This is a genomic window from Humitalea sp. 24SJ18S-53 (assembly GCF_050632385.1).
Classification (GTDB): Bacteria; Pseudomonadota; Alphaproteobacteria; order Acetobacterales; family Acetobacteraceae; genus Humitalea.
Genome location: NZ_CP192599.1, coordinates 2,231,308 through 2,247,268, shown reverse-complemented (window position 1 = coordinate 2,247,268; position 15,961 = coordinate 2,231,308). Strand labels below are relative to the sequence as shown.

The following is a 15,961-nucleotide window of genomic DNA, read 5'->3' as shown; positions in this document are numbered from 1 at the left end:
CCCCAATGGGCGAGACGCTAGCCGTGACCGGGCGCCCTTGTCCTATCGCTTCTTACGCGGCGGCCATGGGCGTTCGGCATACTACTCCGCCGCCGCCGGCCCCTGGTGCGACTTGGCCGCCAGCTTGGCCGCCTCATCCATCACCTCCGGCGCGCTGGCCTCCATATCCGCCAACTGGCGTTCGATCGCCCCGGCCGGACGGGTATAGGGCGCCAGCAGCAGATACAGCGCGGGGATCGCGAACAAGGTCACGATGGTCGAAACGGTGATCCCGCCGACGATCACCACCCCCAGCGCCGTGCGGCTTTCCGCCCCCGCCCCGGTCGCGATGGCCAGCGGCACCGCGCCCAGCACCGTCGCGATCGAGGTCATCAGGATCGGCCGCAACCGCACCACCGATGCCTCCAGCGCCGCCTCCATCACCGTCAGCCCGCGGTCGCGCAACTGGTTGGCGAATTCAACGACCAGGATGCCGTTCTTCGCCATCAGCCCGATCAGCAGGATCATGCCGATCTGGCTGAAGATGTTCAGCGTCTGCCCGGTCACATGCAGCGCCAGCAACCCGCCGGTCAGCGCCAGTGGCGTGGACAGCAGGATGATCAGCGGGTGGATGAAGCTTTCGAACTGCGCTGCCAGCACGAGATAGACGACCAGCAGCGCCATCAGGAAGGTGACGTAGAGCGCCGAGGAACTCTCGCGGAATTCCAGCGACTGACCGCGATAGGAAATCCGCGCGTCCGGCGGCAGCACCTCGCGCGCGACGCCATCCATGAAGTCCAGCGCCTCACCCAGCGAATAGCCGGGCGCCAGCGATGCGGTGATGGTGATCGCCCGCACCCGGTCGGCGCGCGCCAATGTCTGCGCCCGTGCCCGTTCGGTCAGGGTGACCAGGTTGGACAGCGGGATCAGGCCGCCGTTGGAGCGGACAAAGATGTTCTGGAGATCATAGGGCGTCACCCGGTCGCGATCATGCGCCTGGATCAGCACGCGGTATTCCTGCCCGCCATCGACGTAGGTGCCGACTTCGCGCGAACCCAGCATCGTCTCGATCGTGCGGCCGATCGACTGGATCGACACGCCCAGGTCGGCAGCCTTGCGGCGATCGATGTCCACGCGCAGTTCCGGCTTGGTCTCGCGGTAGTTGTTGTCCAGGTTCAGCAGCCGGTTGTTGCCCCGCGCGCGGTCCATGAAGATGTCGCGCCACTGCACCAGCGTGTCGTAGTCGGGGCCGCCGATGATGAACTGCACCGGCGGCTGGAAGCCGGACTGGCCCAGGCTTGGCGGGATCAGGGTGAAGCCGCGCACCCCTGTCATCGCCGCGACCGGCGGGAACAATTCGGCGGCGATGGTCTGCGCGTTGCGCGCCCGGTCCTTCCAAGGCGCGAGCCGGATGAAGACATTGGCGATATTGCCGACCGACGGCCGCTGCTGCCCGCCCATGACGGCGAAGACGCTGGCCGCCTCGCCATTCTCCATATAGCGCGCGGACAGGCGTTCCAGCCGTTCCACGTGTTCGCGCATGTAGTTGAAACTGGCGCCCTCCGGCCCGGTCATCGGCATGATCACCACGCCGCGGTCCTCGATCGGGGTGAATTCCTTGGGGATGATGGTGAAGAGGATCAGTGCCAGCCCCGACAGCGCGGCCGAAATCCCCAAGGTCAGGATGGGAGCCGCCAGCGCACCGCGCAGCATCCAGCGGAAGCCGCTGTTCATGTAGTGGAACACCGGCTCGGTCATCCGCACGAAGCGGCCTTCGCTGCCATGCGGCTTCAGCAATTTGCTGCACATCATCGGCGTCAGGGTCAGCGCGACCAGCCCCGAGAACATCACCGACGCCGCCAGCGCCATGCCGAATTCGGTGAACAGCCGGCCGACGTTGCCCTGCATGAAGGACAGCGGCAGGAAGACCGCGATCAGCACCAGGGTCGTCGCGATCACGGCGAAGGCGATTTCCCGCGATCCGCGCAGCGACGCGAGCAAGGGGTCCTCGCCCTCCTCGATCCGCCGGTGCACGTTTTCCAGCACCACGATGGCGTCGTCGACGACAAGACCGATGGCCAGCACCAGCCCCAGCAGGGTCAGGATGTTGATGGAAAACCCCAGCGCCGCCATGGCGACGAAACTCGCGACCAGCGACACCGGGATGGCGACGGCGGGGATGATGGTCGCGCGGAAACTGCGCAGGAAGAAGAAGATGACGCCGACCACCAGCACCAGGGCCGTGATCAGCGCGTGTTCGACCTCATAGATCGATTGGCTGATGAACAGGCTTTCGTCATAGCCGATGTCCACGATCAGCCCAGGCGGCAGGCTGACGCGGATGCGCTCCACCTCCTCCTTCACGCCCTGCGCGACGGAGAGCGTATTGGCCGTGCCCTGGCGCAGGATGCCGATGCCGATGCCTGGCCGTCCGTTGATGCGGTATTCGCCGCGCGCGTCGTCGGGGGCGACCTCCACCGTCGCGACATCGCCCAGCAGCACCTGGGCGCCCCCGGCCACGGCGCCGGGACGGGAGACGACGACGGCGCGGAACTGGTCGGGCCGGCTGAGCCGGCTGTCGGTGCGCACGGTCAATTCGCGCTGCGTGCTGTCCAGGCGGCCGCCGGGCAGTTCGATGTTCTCCCGCCGGATCGCGTCCTCGACGTCCTGTACCGTCAGCCCGCGCGCCGCCAGGGACTGCCGGTCCAGCCAGACCCGCATGGAGAAGCGCCGTTCCCCCTGCAGCAGCACCTGCGCCACGCCCTCGACGATCGCCAGGCGGTCGACGAAGCGCCGGCGGGCGATATCGGTGACCTCCATGCCGGAATAGACCTCCGACGACAGCGCGATCCACAGGATCGGGCGGGTGTCGCCATCGACCTTGGCGACGATGGGCTGGTCCGCGGCCTCCGGCAGGCGCGCCAGGATGCGCGCCACGCGGTCGCGCACGTCATTGGCCGCGGAATCCACGTCGCGGTTCAGCTTGAATTCCAGCACCACCTGGCTGCGCTCGTCGCGCGACTGGCTGGAAATGATCTTGATCCCCTCGATCCCCGCGACGGCCCCTTCGACCAGTTCGGTGATCTGGGTATCGACGATGGCCGCCGAAGCGCCGCGATAGGTCGTGGTGATCTGCACGATCGGCGGGTCGATCTGCGGCAATTCGCGGATCGGCAGGCTCATCAGCGAGGCGATGCCCAGCACGATCATCATCAGGCTGACGACGGTGGCGAAGACAGGCCGCTTGATCGAGATATCGGTCAGGGACATCGCTTTGGCCTCAGCTCGTCGGGCGGGTCATGGTGTCGGTCACGCGCACCGGGGCATCGGGACGCAGCCGTTGCAGCCCGCGCACCACCACCACGTCCTGCGGCAACAGGCCCTCGCGGATCTCGACTTCGCCCGGCAGGCGCAGGCCGAGCTTCACCTCCAGCCGCCGCGCGCGGCCGTCGCGCACGGCATAGACGAAGGCGCGCTCGCCCACCTGGTCCAGCGCTTCCTCCGGCACGATCATCGCCTCGTCACGGGTTTGCAGGGTCAGTTCGACGGTCAGGAACAGCCCGGGGCGCAGCGCCTCATCCGTGTTGTCGAATTCGCTGATCAGGCGGATCGTGCGGGTGCCGGGGTCGATGCGGGTGTCGATGATGGCGACGCGGCCATCGAAGCGCCGGTGGCCATAGGCGGCACTGCGGGCATAGACCGAGGCGCCGACCCGCATGCTGGCCAGGTTGACCTCCGGCACCGCGAATTCCACCCGCACGCGGCTGATGTCGTCCAGGGTCGTGACGGGGGTGCCCGGCTGGATCAGCGCGCCAGGGCTGACCTGGCGCAGGCCGACGCGGCCGCTGAAGGGGGCGGTCAGGCGCAATTCCTCGATGCGCGCCTGGGTCTGGCGCAGCCGGCCCTCGGCGCCGCGCGACAGGGTTTCCAACTCATCCACCCGCGCCTGGGAGACCGCCTGGCCGGCCGGCAGGGCGCGGGCGCGGGACAGCATGCTGCGGGCGTTGTCGAGCAGCGCGCGCGCCTGGTCGGCCTCTGCCCGCAGGGCGGCGGCGTCCAACTCCATCAGCACATCGCCCTCGCGCACGCGCTGGCCCTCGGTGAAGCCGATCGAGGTGACCATGCCGGCGATCTTGGTGGTGATCGTCACCGCCTCCCGCGCACGCACCGTGCCGACGCTTTCCACCTTCTCGACGATCTGGCCGGTCCGCACCGGGGCGACCACCACCGGGACCTGGCCACCCGCCGGGGTGGCGCGCGCCGCCGCGGGTGCCGCCTTCTCAAGCCCCATCAGTGCCAGGGGGCGTGGCACCCCCCAGGCATCGGCCTGGTCGTGCCAAGCATAGGCGGCGCCCCCGAGCAGGGCGAGGATGCCGAGTTGTATCCAAGCGCGCATGATAAGCCTGACATAAGATGACCTGCGCTCATGCCCAGGAAAAAATCGGCTGACAAGGGAAACCCCTGGCCTGGAGGCGTGGTCTTGCTACGGGTGACCGCCGGACCGCCCAATCGGGCGGCAGACCGGCGGGTAAACAACAGGCATCAGCCGATCACGATGTCACGCACCGCCAGCAGCGCCCCGGGCTCGATTCCATCGGCCGGTTCCAGCCGCAGCAGCAGGGCGGCGCGCTGGGCCGGATCGCGCAAGCCCCTGAACAGACCGTCGCGTTCATTGCCGGGGTCGCCCTCCACATAGAACTGGGTGATCAGCGCGGGGGGCGCGCCGGGCCGCGCCACCGCGACATGGATATGCGGCGTGCGCCCCGGGTAGGGTACCGGGCGGATGGTGCGGAAGGCGAAGCTGCCATCGGCGGCCGTCACCACACGCCCCCGCCCCTGGAAACCCGCATCGCGCCCGTCCTGGCGGTCGCGCGGATGCAGGTAGCGGCCAAAGGCGTCGCATTGCCAGATTTCGACCATCGCCCCGCGCAGCGGAGCGCCCGCCGTATCCCGCAACTGGCCGCGCAAATGGGTCACGATGCCCTGCGCCTGCGCCGCGGCACCGGTCACGCGCACCAGGTCGCCATCGATGTCGCCCGACCAGTCCACCGGATAGAAGGGGCCGGTGGTCTGGCGCGGGGTCGGTGCGGTGACGCCAGGCTGCGCCTGGGCGGCGGTTGCGATGAAGGGCGCCGCCAGCAGCGCGCGCCGAAAGACGATCATGATCCCGTGCCTCCCATCAGTTTGCCTCCGCCGCCCGACGATCCGACCCATGGCCGCGCTGGCGCACCACGGTGACCGAACAGGGCGCGTCCCGCGCGACCTCGGCCGCCACGCTGCCCAGCAGGCGCCGCCCGATGCCATCGGCGCGGGCACCCAGGATGATATGGTCCACCCGGTTGTGCGACGCGTAGTCCAGCAGCGCCTCGGCCGGGTTCAGCGCCTCCAGCACATGGTGCGTCAGCCGTTGCTCCGGAAGGTTCAGCGACGCCGACCAGTGCCGCAGCGCGATGAGCAACTGGACGTGCTTGTTGCGCCCGGCGTCGTCCAGCCCCGCATCCGGCAGCACCCGCCGCGTGCGCAGCACGTTCACGCAGGCGACGCGCGCGCCCGGGATGGTCGCCAGCACATTGCGCACCACGCGGCGCAGGCTGGTGGTCAGCCCCTCCGACATGGTGTCGAGGTCGAGCGCCACGACCACGATCGGCGCGTTCTCATGCGGCGCCGCGACCGCGCGCACCAGGCTTTGCTGGTGGTCGGGGTGGAAGCGCCGACGGATCCGCGCGGTCCAGGGATCGCGCCGCGTCCTGCCCGCCCGCGCCGTCAGCGCGACATGATCCGCGTGGCGCAGGTCGAAGGCGAGGTGCGCGGCGCTGCCGTAGCGGCGCTGGGGCGCCACCTCCATGCAGCGCAGGATCACCTCCTGCAGCCAGGGCGGGCAGTCGGGCTGGCGCGCACGCGGCGGCGGCGGGTCCCACCACAGCCGCCGCTTCATCGCCCGCAGATGCTGCGGATCGCCGAAGGGCGTCCGGCCGGTGGCAAGGTGATACATGATCGCGCCAAGCGCGAAGACATCCGACGCCGGGTCGCCGCGCACGCCGATCACCTGCTCCGGCGCCATGTAGGGCGCGCTGCCGTAGGGCAGGTGGAATTCCTCGGCCAGCAGGTCGGGCAATTGGGCGTGGTGCGACACGCCGAAATCGACCAGCACGACCGCGCCATCCGGCCGGCGCACGATGTTCGCCGGCTTGATGTCCAGATGCACCACCCCCTGGCGATGCAGGCTGTCCAGCGCATCGGCGATGGCCGCGCCGATCTCCGCCACCTCCCCCGCCGGGCGCGGCAGGGTGTCGAGCAGCGGCAGCAGCGACGCGCCCTCGATGCGCTCCATCGCGATCCAGGGCAGCGGTTCGTAGCCGACGCCGAAGCAATGCGGCACATGCGGGCCGGATAGCCGGGGCATGATCATCTGCTCCATCTCGAAGCCGACGATGGCGGCGGGGTCGTCGCCCTCGGCCACCAGGGGAAGCTTCAGCAGCAGCGGGCCGGGATGATCGGGGTGGGTCGCTTCCCGCAGCACGGCCATGCCGCCGCGATGCAGGACGTCGCCGGGGGTGAAGCCGCCGATCGTGTCGGGGACCATCACAGCCCCTCGAACAGCCGGGCGGCCAGGCGTGGCGGCAGGCCGGCCGCCTTGATCTTGGCGGCCGCGGTGCCGATGTCATAGGGCACGCGCACCCAGGCGCAGCTTGACCGCACCGTGTCCAGCAGCCCGTAGCAGGCGGCGGGATTGCCATCGCGCGGCTGGCCGACCGACCCGATCACGCCAAGCCAGCGGCGCGAGGCCAGCAACGGCATCGGCACATCGGCCGGCGGCTTGTGGCACGCCTGCAGCCCATTGGCATGCAGCCCGAACAGCATGGGGCTGTGCGTATGGCCGCAGAACACCAGCCGCGCGTCGCAGGCCTCCAGGCTGCGCCGCGCCGCGCGCGCGTCGAGCACATAGCGCCAAGCGGCGGGGGCCGAGGCATCGGCGTGGGTATAGAGCCGGTCCTCCTCCGCCAGGGTCAGCGGCAGGGCCTCGAGCAGCGCGCGGTCCAGCGTCTTCAGGCGGGCGGCGGTCCAGCGGATGGCATCGGCGGCATCGGCCGAAAAGCCCTCCGGCCCGCGGAGTGCGCCTTCGTCATGATTGCCGCGCAGGGCCAGCGCGCCTTGCTCCATCAGCCCGCGCACGCGCTCCAGCACCGCCAGCGGATCGGCGCCATAGCCGACCAGGTCGCCCAGGAAGACCAGCCGCGTCACGCCACGCGCGGCGGCATCGGCGAGGCATGCCTCCAGCGCCTCCAGGTTGGCATGGACATCGGCGAGCAAGGCGATCCGCATGGTCGGCGCTGATTCCCTTTCCGGCGTGCGTCCTGCCCGGACGTGGGGTGCGAGACGACGTCACGCCGTGTCGCATCATAACCATGCGCGGGATCAAGCGGTGGTGCTGGAATGCTACGATTTGTTGCTTTGCCTCCATGGAGGGGAGGCCTACCTTGGGTTGGGGGTATCCCCCTGGCAGCAACCACCATCACAGGGCGCCGATTTGACCAATACGCCGACCGCCTTCCTCGCCGCCCACCGCTTCGGCTTCGGGCTGGCCGGCACCAAGGCGCCCGGCAGCACCGGGCGGGATGCGCTGGAACACCAGTTGGCACACCCCGAGGCCGCGTTGATCGACACGCCACTGCCGACGATCGAGGCCAATATCCGCACCCTGGTCCAGATCAACGCCGCGACCGCCGCGGCGCAGCGCCAAGCCGCCATGGAACAGCCCGCGGAGATGGCCGCGCCGCGCCCGGCCGGCGAAGCGCCCCAGCCGCGCGCCCCGGTCGTCAACGTCAATACCGCGATCATCCTGCCCGAATTCACCGCCCGCCTCGGCCGCGCCCTGTCCGGCGAGGCCGATTTCCTGGAACGGCTGGTGGTCTTCTGGTCGAATCACTTTGCCGTCTCGATCAGCAAGGGCGGCCCTGTGGCCGCCGCCTTCGGCCCCTACGAACGCAGCGTCATCCGCCCCGGCATCACCGGGCGCTTCGCCGATTTGCTGCTGGCCGTGACCCGGCATCCGGCGATGCTCTTCTACCTCGACAACCAGGGCTCGATCGGGCCGAACTCGGCGCGCGGGCGGCGGCAGAACCGCGGCATCAACGAAAACCTGGCGCGCGAGATTCTGGAACTGCACACGCTCGGCGTCGATGGCGGCTATACCCAGGCGGATGTGACGAGCTTCGCCATGGCCCTGTCGGGCTGGAGCTTCACGCCCCAGAACGCCGCCGAACCGGGCCGCTTCCTCTTCATCCCCGGCGCCCATGAACCGGGGCCGCAGACCGTGCTTGGAAAGGTCTACCCGCAGGAGGGCGAGGCGCAGGCCGAGGCCATCCTGGCGGATCTCGCCCGCCACCCGTCCACCGCCCGCTTCATCGCGAAGAAGCTCGCGGCCCATTTCGTCGCCGATGAGCCGCCGCCCGCCCTGGTCGCGCGTCTGGCCACGACCTACACGCGCACCGATGGCGACCTTGGCGCCGTCTGCCGCGCGCTGGTCGCCTCGGACGAGGCCTGGGCGCCGGCGCTTACGAAACTGCGCAGCCCGTATGAGTTCGTCGTCGCCCTGCATCGCACGGTGGGCGTGCAGGTGGTGCGCAACCGGATGTTCGGCATGCTGGACAACCTGGGGCAGCCGGTGCTGCGACCACCCTCCCCGGCCGGGTATTCCGATGCCAGCGCCGATTGGCTGGCGCCGGATGCGATCAAGACGCGGGCCGATTTCGCGATGGAACTGGCCGCCCGCTACAATGGCGATGCGGCGGCCCTGGCGCGCGACACGCTGGGCCCCGCCTTGACCGATGAAACGCTGACCGCCATCCGGCGCGCGGAGTCCAGCCCCCAGGGCCTGGCGCTGCTGCTGATGTCGCCCGAATTCCAGAGAAGGTGATCCCGATGACGCTTCATCGGCGTGCCCTGTTCGGTGGCGCCGCCGCATTGTTCGGCGGCGCCTTCCTGCCCCGCGTCGGCCATGCCGCGGGCGGGGCCGATCCGCGTTTCCTGACCGTCCTCCTGCGCGGCGCGCTGGACGGGCTTTCGGCCGTGCCGCCGATCGGCGACCCCGATTACCTCGCCATGCGCGGCGGGTTGGCGATGGCGACCGACGGCCCGCAGGCGGTGCTGCCCGCCGGCGGCTTCTTCGGCATCAACCCCCGGATGCCGCGGCTGCACGCCATGCTGGGCACGGGCGATGCACTGGTGGTCCAGGCCGTCGCCACCCCCTATCGCGAGCGCTCGCACTTCGATGGCCAGAACGTCCTGGAATCGGGGATGGAGCGGGCCGGCGGCCAGGATGGCTGGCTGAACCGCGCCCTGGTCGCCATGCCGGGGCGGGAGGGCGTTCGCCCGGACAGGGCGCAGGGTCTCGCCCTCACCCCGTCCGTGCCGTTGATCATCCGCGGCCGGGCGCCGGTCCTGTCCTGGGCGCCGCAGTTTTCGGTCAGCGCGGATGCCGACACCATCGACCGGGTGCTGTCGATCTATGACGCACGCGACCCGGTCCTGGCCGCCGCCCTGCGCGCCGGGGCGCGGATGGATATGGAGGCCGATGCCCGCCCGGTCCGCAACGCCGGCGGGGCCGGTGCCGCCGGCCGCTTTCCGGAACTGGCGCGGTTCGCCGCGGAACGCGTCGCCCGTCCGGACGGGCCGCGCGTCGCGGTGCTGAACGTCGACGGCTGGGACACCCATGCCGCCCAGGGCCCGACCACGGGGCGGCTGGGCAATCTGCTGGGCTTCCTCGACGACGGCATCGGCGCGTTGCAGGCGGGGCTGGGCCCGGTCTGGGACCAGACCTGCGTGTTGCTGATCACCGAATTCGGCCGCACCGTGAGGATCAACGGCACGGCCGGCACCGACCACGGCACCGGCACCATCGCCATCCTGGTGGGGGGCGCCGTGAAGGGCGGCCGGGTCGTCGCCGATTGGCCGGGGCTGGCGGAGGCCTCGCTCTACCTCGGGCGCGACCTGCGCCCGACCACCGACCTGCGCGCCGTCATCAAGGGTATTTTGGCCGGGCAGTTCGGCGTCAGCGAAGGGGTGCTGGCCGATGCGGTGTTTCCGGGCTCTGCCGCCGTCCGCCCGATGCAGGGGTTGATCAAGGGGGCCTGACTCACGCCCCCCAAGTTCAGCCCCCAAAGGTCAGGCCCCCCAGGCGACGAAGGCGCGGTTGCGGTAGCCGGCATCGCGTTTGCCGCAGCGGAACGGCGCGCCGTCCGGGTCGGTGACCCGCCCGCCGGCCGCCTCCAGCACCGCCTGGCCGGCTGCGGTGTCCCATTCCATGGTGGGGCCGAAGCGCGGATAGACATCCGCCTCCCCCTGCGCGACCAGGCAGAATTTCAACGACGATCCGATCGCGCGGCGTGCGATCACCGGCAGCCTGGCCAGGAAGGCCTCGGTCTGCGCGTCGTGGTGAGACCGGCTGACCACGGCGACCAGGCCGCCCGTGGGCCTTGGCCGCGCGGCAATGGGCCTGGGCGCCTGCCCATCCGCCCGCAAGGTCGCGCCATGGCCCAGGGCGCCGCTCCACAGCAGCCCCAGGGCCGGGGCGAATACGACCCCCGCGACCGGGCGCCCGGCGGCGATCAGGGCGATGTTCACGGTGAATTCGTCGGTGCGGCCCAGAAACTCACGCGTGCCGTCCAGCGGGTCCACCATGAAGAAGGTGGCCTCCGGCGCCGGCCGCGGCGCGGTGCCGCCGCCATCTTCCTCCGACACCACCGGGATGCCGGGGGCGGCCTCGGCCAGCCCGGCCAGGATGATCGCCTCGGCGGCCAGGTCGGCTTCGGTCACCGGGCTGCCATCGGCTTTTCGGTCCTGCGCCGCTGCCCCCTGGGCATAGACCTGCATGATCCGCCGCCCGGCCGCGACAGCGATGCGTTCCAGCGCGGGCAATAGCCGGGCGGCGAGGGTCTGGTCCGAATCCGGCTTGGCGTTCATCCGCCCATCGTGCCGCAAACCCGCCGCTTCGGGCGGCGCCCCCCGCGCCTTTTTTTCGCCCCCCATCTGCGGCATCCTGCGCCCTCACTGACAGAGTATGGGCATGGCGCGTTTTCTGGTGACCGGCGGGGCCGGCTATGTCGGCAGCCATTGCGTGCTCGCCCTGGTCGAACGCGGCGATGATGTCGTGGTGATCGACAACCTCCGCCAGGGCCACCGCGCCGCCGTTCCCGCCGGGGTGCCGCTGATAGAGGCCGACCTGGCCGACCGCGCCGCCGTCGCCTCGGTCTTCGCCGGCCCGCGCTTCGACGGCGTGCTGCATTTCGCAGCTCTCTCGCTGGTCGGCGAAAGCATGCGCGAACCGCTGCGCTACATGGCCGAGAACGTGGGCAACACCCTCTGGCTGGCTGATGCGGCCGTGCGGGCGGGCTGCCGCAGCTTCGTCATGTCCTCCACCGCCGCGCTCTTCGGCACGCCGGATACCATCCCGATCGATGAGGGCCAGCCCCTCCGCCCCGCCTCGGCCTATGGCGAAAGCAAGCTGATGGCCGAACGCGGGCTGGACTGGGCCGAGCGCGTCCACGGCCTGAATTCCGCGGCGCTGCGCTATTTCAACGCCGCCGGCGCCGATCCCGCCGGGCGGTTGGGCGAGGACCACGACCCCGAGACCCACCTGATCCCGCTGGCGATCAATGCCGCACTGGGCCTTGGGCCGGAACTGACCGTGTTTGGCACCGACTACCCGACGCCGGATGGCACCTGCCTGCGCGACTATGTGCATGTGACGGACCTGGCCGACGCGCATCTGCGGGTGCTGGATGTGCTCGCCAGCGGCCGTTCGGGGCGTTGGAATATCGGCAATGGGCGGGGCTATTCGGTCAAGGAGGTGATCGCCGCGGTCGAGCGTATCGGCGGCCGCCCGGTGCCGCATCGTATCGGGCCGCGGCGGGATGGTGATCCCGCGGCGCTGGTCGCTTCCTCGGCCAAACTTGCCGCCGATACCGGCTGGACGCCGCGTTTCGCCGCGCTGGACGACATCGTCGCGACCGCCTGGGCCTGGCGTGTCGCGCATCCGCGCGGCTATGGCGACCGCCGGCCGGTCGAGGCCGCCGCCTGACCTGAGACTGTTACGCAGCCCCCGATTGCGCCGCGCCGCGCGGACCGCGAAAAAGGCGCGTGCGCATCCTCTTCCGCTTTCTCGGCGCGATCCTTCGCGGCGGGTTCGTCCTCCTGCTCCTGCTGGCCGCCCTGGTGGGCGGTCTGTTGTGGCTGACCCTTCCGGGCACGCCCGACAGGCTGGCCCTGCCCGGCCTGTCCGCGCCCGTGGCCCTGGCCTTCGACGATCGTGGCATCCCGACCATCACGGCGGCGGGCGAACGCGATGCGGCAATGGCGCTGGGCTGGCTGCATGCCCGCGACCGCATGTTCCAGATGGAGATGATGCGCCGCGGCGCCTCCGGCCGGCTGGCCGAACTGGTCGGCCCGCCCGCCCTGCGGCTGGACCGGCTGTCGCGCACCCTCGGCCTGCGGCTGCGGGCGGAGGCGGACCTGGCCGTGCTGCCCGCCGAAACCCGCGACCTGCTCGATGCCTATGCCGCCGGGGTGAATGCCTGGATCGGTGCGCGGGGCCGGTTTTCGGCGCCGGAATTCATCCTGCTGGGCAGCCCCGAGCCCTGGGTGCCGAGCGACAGCCTGTTGTGGGGCAAGGTGATGGGGCTGTGGCTGTCCGGATCCTGGCGCGGCGACCTGGCGCGGGCGCGGGCCGCGACGGTGCTGCGGGCGCCGCTGCTGGCCGATCTTTGGCCCGATGATGATGGCGCCGGGCGGGCCGACCTGGCCGGCCTGCCGGCGCTGGGCGCCGCCCGCCTGGCCAGGCTGCATGCCACCCTGCCGGAGCAGCGCCTGCCGGAAGCCCCCCTGCCCGCCACCGCTTCCAACGCCTGGGCCGTTGTGCCCGGGCGCAGCACGACCGGCGGCGCGTTGCTGGCATCGGACCCGCATCTGGGCTTCCAGGCGCCGATCCTGTGGTATTTGGCCAAGATCGCGCTGCCGGGCGACCTGCCGGGCGGGCGGGTGCTGACCGGGGCGACCGCGCCCGGCGTGCCCTTCATGGTGATCGGCCGCAATGACCGGCTGGCCTGGGGTTTCACGACCACACATGGCGATGTGCAGGACGTCTTTGTCGAAACCCTGGTCGGCACCGACGCCTACATGACGCCCGATGGCCCCATGCCGTTCGAGGTGCGGGAGGAAACCATCCGCACCCGGGGCCGCGCGCCCGAAGTCCTGCGCGTGCGCGAAACCCGCCACGGTCCCGTCGTCAGCGACCTGGACCAGGTGCCCGCCGAAACCACCGTCATCGCCGTGGCGATGGCCAATCTGGCGCCGGCCGATACCTCGGCCGCGGGGCTGCATGCGCTGAACCGCGCGCGGGACCTGCCATCGGCGCGGGCTGCGGCGGCGCTGATCAGCAGCCCGCCGCAGAATTTGATGGTCGCCGATGCGACCGGTGAGATCGCGCTGTACCTGACCGGGCGCTATCCGGTGCGGCGGTCGGGCGATGGGCGGGTGCCGGCGGATGGCGCCGACGGCGCGCGGGACTGGATCGGCTGGATCGATTTCGACGACCTGCCGCATGTCGAACGCCCGGCCTCCGGCCAGTTGGTCAATGCCAATGACCGGGTGTCGCCGCCGGGCGATGCGGCCTTCCTCGGCGCCGATTGGCCGGGCGACTGGCGGGCGCGGCGCATCCGCGAATTGCTGGCAGAACGCCAGCGCCACGCGCCGGGCGATTTCGCGGCCATGCAGGTCGATGCCGTCAGCCTGATGGGGCGCGAGTCGGCGGCCCTGCTGCTGTCCCTGCCCCGCCCCGATGGCCTGGCCGGCGCCGCGCGCGACCTGTTGACCGGTTGGGACGGCACCGCGGCCGTGGACCGGCCACAGCCGCTGATCGCCAATGCCTTCTGGCGCCGCTTCGCCGCCGCCGCCCTGGCCGCCCAGGGGGCGCCCGAGGGCAGCATCGACCCGACGCCCGAATTCGCCCGTGTGCTGCTGCGCGCCGATACCCGCGCCGCGGCCTGGTGTGGCGCGGACGGCTGCGCCGCCATGGCCGGCCTTGTCTTCCAACAGACCATCGCCGCCCTGGCCGAACGCCATGGCCCAGACCCCGCCACCTGGCGCTGGGGCGCCGTGCATGTCGCGCGCTTTGACCACCCGCTGCTGCGCTTCGTGCCCGTGATCGGCCCGCTGGTGCGGATCGAGGCGACGACGCCCGGCGATGGCGAAACCGTCAACCGTGGCGGCGTGGGGGCGGGCTTCGCCCATGTGCAGGGCGCCGGGCTGCGCTTTGTCGCGGATTTGTCCACGCCGGACGGCGCCTGGGCCGCCATCGCGACCGGACAGTCGGGGCACCCGCTGTCGCGGCACTGGTCGGACCGGACGGCGGGATGGGCGGCGGGGCGGATGGAGCGGATCGGGCGGTAACGGGCAGAACAATGCCGCGCCCGGCCCAGACTGTAACGGCGTCTCGATTGCTAAGCGCCGGGTTCGGTGGCATCGAATTCGAATGATCGCGCATCAATTCCCCGCCCCCAAAAGCCCTTTCCAAACCGGCCTTGCCGGCAAGCGCGCCCTGGTCACGGGCCATCTCGGCGGCATCGGCCGGGCGATCGTCGCGGTGCTGGAAGCCTCCGGCGCGACCGTCCATGGCCTCGACCGGCCCGAGCACGACCTGCACGACATCAGCGCCATCGCCGCAGCGGTGGAGGCCGCCGCCGCGCGCATGGGGGGCCTGGACCTGGTGGTCAACAATGCGGGCGACACGATGATCGGCACCCTGCTCGACACGCCGCTGGCCGAGGCCGAGAGGATCATGCGGATCAACTGGCTCGCCCCCTTCGCCGTCCTGCAGGCCGCCTTGCCGCATCTGCTGCGCCAGGGCGGGGCGGTGGTGAACGTCGCGTCGGACCAGGCGCTGGTCGGCAAGCCCGCCAGCGCCGCCTATGGCGCCTCCAAGGCGGCACTCGCGCAGATGACACGCTCGGCGGCACTGGACTTCGCAGCCCGGGGCGTGCGCTTCAACGCCATCGCACCCGGCAGCACCGACACGCCCATGCTGCGCGCCGTCCTGGCCGACCTCGCCGCCCGCGATCCCTCCCGCCCCTCCAGCGATGCCGCCTATACCGCCGCCGTGCCGCAGGGCCGCTTCGCCGACCCCGCCGAGATCGCCGCCGTGGTCGCCTTCCTCCTCTCCGACCATGCGAGCTTCGTCACCGGCATCGTCATGCCCGTCGACGGCGGGACGACCGCCGCATGAGTGCCGTCGTCGTCACCGGCGGCACCCGCGGGATCGGCCTCGCCTGCGCCCGGCTCCTGGCGCAGCAGGGCCATCGGGTGATCGCCGCCGCCCGCCGTGCCCCCGATGGCCCCCTGCCGGACGGTATCCGGCACCTGCCCTGCGACGTGGCCGACCCCGCCTCCGTCCGCGCCCTGTTCGACGCCGTTGGCCCGCTGCGGGCCGTGGTGTTGGCCGCCGGCAGCGCGGGCGGCGATCCGGCCATCCCGGACGAGGCCTTCTGGCGCGGCATCATGGCCACCAACCTGGACGGTGCCTGGCGCTGCGCCGAGGCCGCCGCACCGCGCCTGCCGGACCACGAGGGGCGCATCATCTTCCTCGCCTCCGTCCTCGGGCTACGCGCCGTGCCGGACCAGGTGGCCTATTCGGCCGCCAAGCATGGCGTGATCGGCCTGATGAAGGCGCTGGCCCTGCGCCTGGCCCCGCGCGGCATCACCGTGAACGCGCTTTGCCCGGGCTGGGTGGACACGGAGATGGCGCGCGCGCGCTGGGCGGAACTGCGCATGACGGCGGAAGAAGCCGCCGCCGGCACGCCCACCCGCCGCATCACCACCGCCGAGGAGGTGGCGGAGATGGCGGCGTTCCTCCTCTCCCCGGCGGGTCGGAACATCACCGGGCAGGCCATCGCGCTGGATGGCGGCGCGGGGGTCTGATCCCGCGCGGGTC

General features: G+C 71.2%; 12 protein-coding genes. 6 read left to right on the top strand and 6 right to left on the bottom strand.

Annotation, left to right across the window (positions count from 1 at the left end; translation table 11 throughout):
• Window positions 1–81: 81 nt before the first annotated feature.
• The 5 genes from ACQW02_RS10910 to ACQW02_RS10890 form a co-directional block, all read right to left on the bottom strand.
• Window positions 82–3,249, bottom strand: a complete 3,168-nt coding sequence (locus tag ACQW02_RS10910) for an efflux RND transporter permease subunit (RefSeq protein WP_431285268.1) — start codon at window positions 3,247–3,249, stop codon at window positions 82–84.
• Between the two features lie 10 nt (window positions 3,250–3,259).
• Window positions 3,260–4,375, bottom strand: coding sequence for an efflux RND transporter periplasmic adaptor subunit (locus tag ACQW02_RS10905; protein WP_431285267.1), 1,116 nt, complete (start codon window positions 4,373–4,375; stop codon window positions 3,260–3,262).
• Window positions 4,376–4,521: 146 nt separating this feature from the next.
• Window positions 4,522–5,142, bottom strand: a complete 621-nt coding sequence (locus ACQW02_RS10900; RefSeq protein ID WP_431285266.1) for a hypothetical protein — start codon at window positions 5,140–5,142, stop codon at window positions 4,522–4,524.
• 16 nt (window positions 5,143–5,158) lie between these two features.
• A complete protein-coding gene (locus ACQW02_RS10895) occupies window positions 5,159–6,562 on the bottom strand; it encodes a serine/threonine protein kinase (RefSeq protein WP_431285265.1) in 1,404 nt (467 codons plus the stop codon).
• Window positions 6,562–7,302 (bottom strand): metallophosphoesterase family protein, encoded by a 741-nt coding sequence (locus ACQW02_RS10890; RefSeq protein ID WP_431285264.1) that lies wholly within the window; start codon window positions 7,300–7,302, stop codon window positions 6,562–6,564. Before ACQW02_RS10890 ends, ACQW02_RS10895 begins: the two co-directional genes overlap by 1 nt.
• Window positions 7,303–7,507: 205 nt before the next feature.
• Here ACQW02_RS10890 and ACQW02_RS10885 point away from each other — a divergent pair, with 205 nt between their 5' ends.
• Window positions 7,508–8,896, top strand: coding sequence for a DUF1800 domain-containing protein (locus tag ACQW02_RS10885; protein ID WP_431285263.1), 1,389 nt, complete (start codon window positions 7,508–7,510; stop codon window positions 8,894–8,896).
• 5 nt (window positions 8,897–8,901) lie between these two features.
• Window positions 8,902–10,113: a DUF1501 domain-containing protein gene (locus ACQW02_RS10880; protein WP_431285262.1), complete on the top strand. Its 1,212-nt coding sequence runs from the start codon at window positions 8,902–8,904 to the stop codon at window positions 10,111–10,113.
• A 30-nt stretch (window positions 10,114–10,143) separates the two neighbouring features.
• Here ACQW02_RS10880 and cysQ read toward each other — a convergent pair whose 3' ends face one another.
• On the bottom strand, window positions 10,144–11,007 hold the full coding sequence (cysQ, locus tag ACQW02_RS10875; protein WP_431285261.1) for a 3'(2'),5'-bisphosphate nucleotidase CysQ: 864 nt from the start codon (window positions 11,005–11,007) through the stop codon (window positions 10,144–10,146).
• 37 nt (window positions 11,008–11,044) lie between these two features.
• Here cysQ and galE point away from each other — a divergent pair, with 37 nt between their 5' ends.
• From galE to ACQW02_RS10855, 4 genes are all read left to right on the top strand, one after another.
• Window positions 11,045–12,058 (top strand): UDP-glucose 4-epimerase GalE, encoded by a 1,014-nt coding sequence (galE, locus tag ACQW02_RS10870; RefSeq protein ID WP_431285260.1) that lies wholly within the window; start codon window positions 11,045–11,047, stop codon window positions 12,056–12,058.
• A gap of 59 nt (window positions 12,059–12,117) precedes the next feature.
• Window positions 12,118–14,424: a penicillin acylase family protein gene (locus ACQW02_RS10865; protein ID WP_431285259.1), complete on the top strand. Its 2,307-nt coding sequence runs from the start codon at window positions 12,118–12,120 to the stop codon at window positions 14,422–14,424.
• An 82-nt stretch (window positions 14,425–14,506) separates the two neighbouring features.
• Entirely contained in the window at window positions 14,507–15,256 is a 750-nt protein-coding gene (locus tag ACQW02_RS10860; RefSeq protein WP_431285258.1) for an SDR family NAD(P)-dependent oxidoreductase, read from the top strand.
• On the top strand, window positions 15,253–15,948 hold the full coding sequence (locus ACQW02_RS10855; RefSeq protein ID WP_431285257.1) for an SDR family NAD(P)-dependent oxidoreductase: 696 nt from the start codon (window positions 15,253–15,255) through the stop codon (window positions 15,946–15,948). The genes ACQW02_RS10860 and ACQW02_RS10855 overlap by 4 nt, the downstream gene beginning before the upstream one ends.
• Window positions 15,949–15,961 lie beyond the last annotated feature (13 nt).

Excerpts from the sequence above, each read along its gene's own strand:
- ACQW02_RS10905 (WP_431285267.1), bottom strand. The coding sequence starts at position 4,375 with ATGCGCGCTTGGATACAACTCGGCATCCTCGCCCTGCTCGGGGGCGCC.
- ACQW02_RS10880 (WP_431285262.1), top strand. The coding sequence starts at position 8,902 with ATGACGCTTCATCGGCGTGCCCTGTTCGGTGGCGCCGCCGCATTGTTC.
- ACQW02_RS10895 (WP_431285265.1), bottom strand. The coding sequence starts at position 6,562 with ATGGTCCCCGACACGATCGGCGGCTTCACCCCCGGCGACGTCCTGCAT.
- ACQW02_RS10910 (WP_431285268.1), bottom strand. The coding sequence starts at position 3,249 with ATGTCCCTGACCGATATCTCGATCAAGCGGCCTGTCTTCGCCACCGTC.
- ACQW02_RS10855 (WP_431285257.1), top strand. The coding sequence starts at position 15,253 with ATGAGTGCCGTCGTCGTCACCGGCGGCACCCGCGGGATCGGCCTCGCC.
- ACQW02_RS10890 (WP_431285264.1), bottom strand. The coding sequence starts at position 7,302 with ATGCGGATCGCCTTGCTCGCCGATGTCCATGCCAACCTGGAGGCGCTG.
- ACQW02_RS10900 (WP_431285266.1), bottom strand. The coding sequence starts at position 5,142 with ATGATCGTCTTTCGGCGCGCGCTGCTGGCGGCGCCCTTCATCGCAACC.
- galE (WP_431285260.1), top strand. The coding sequence starts at position 11,045 with ATGGCGCGTTTTCTGGTGACCGGCGGGGCCGGCTATGTCGGCAGCCAT.
- ACQW02_RS10860 (WP_431285258.1), top strand. The coding sequence starts at position 14,507 with ATGATCGCGCATCAATTCCCCGCCCCCAAAAGCCCTTTCCAAACCGGC.
- cysQ (WP_431285261.1), bottom strand. The coding sequence starts at position 11,007 with ATGGGGGGCGAAAAAAAGGCGCGGGGGGCGCCGCCCGAAGCGGCGGGT.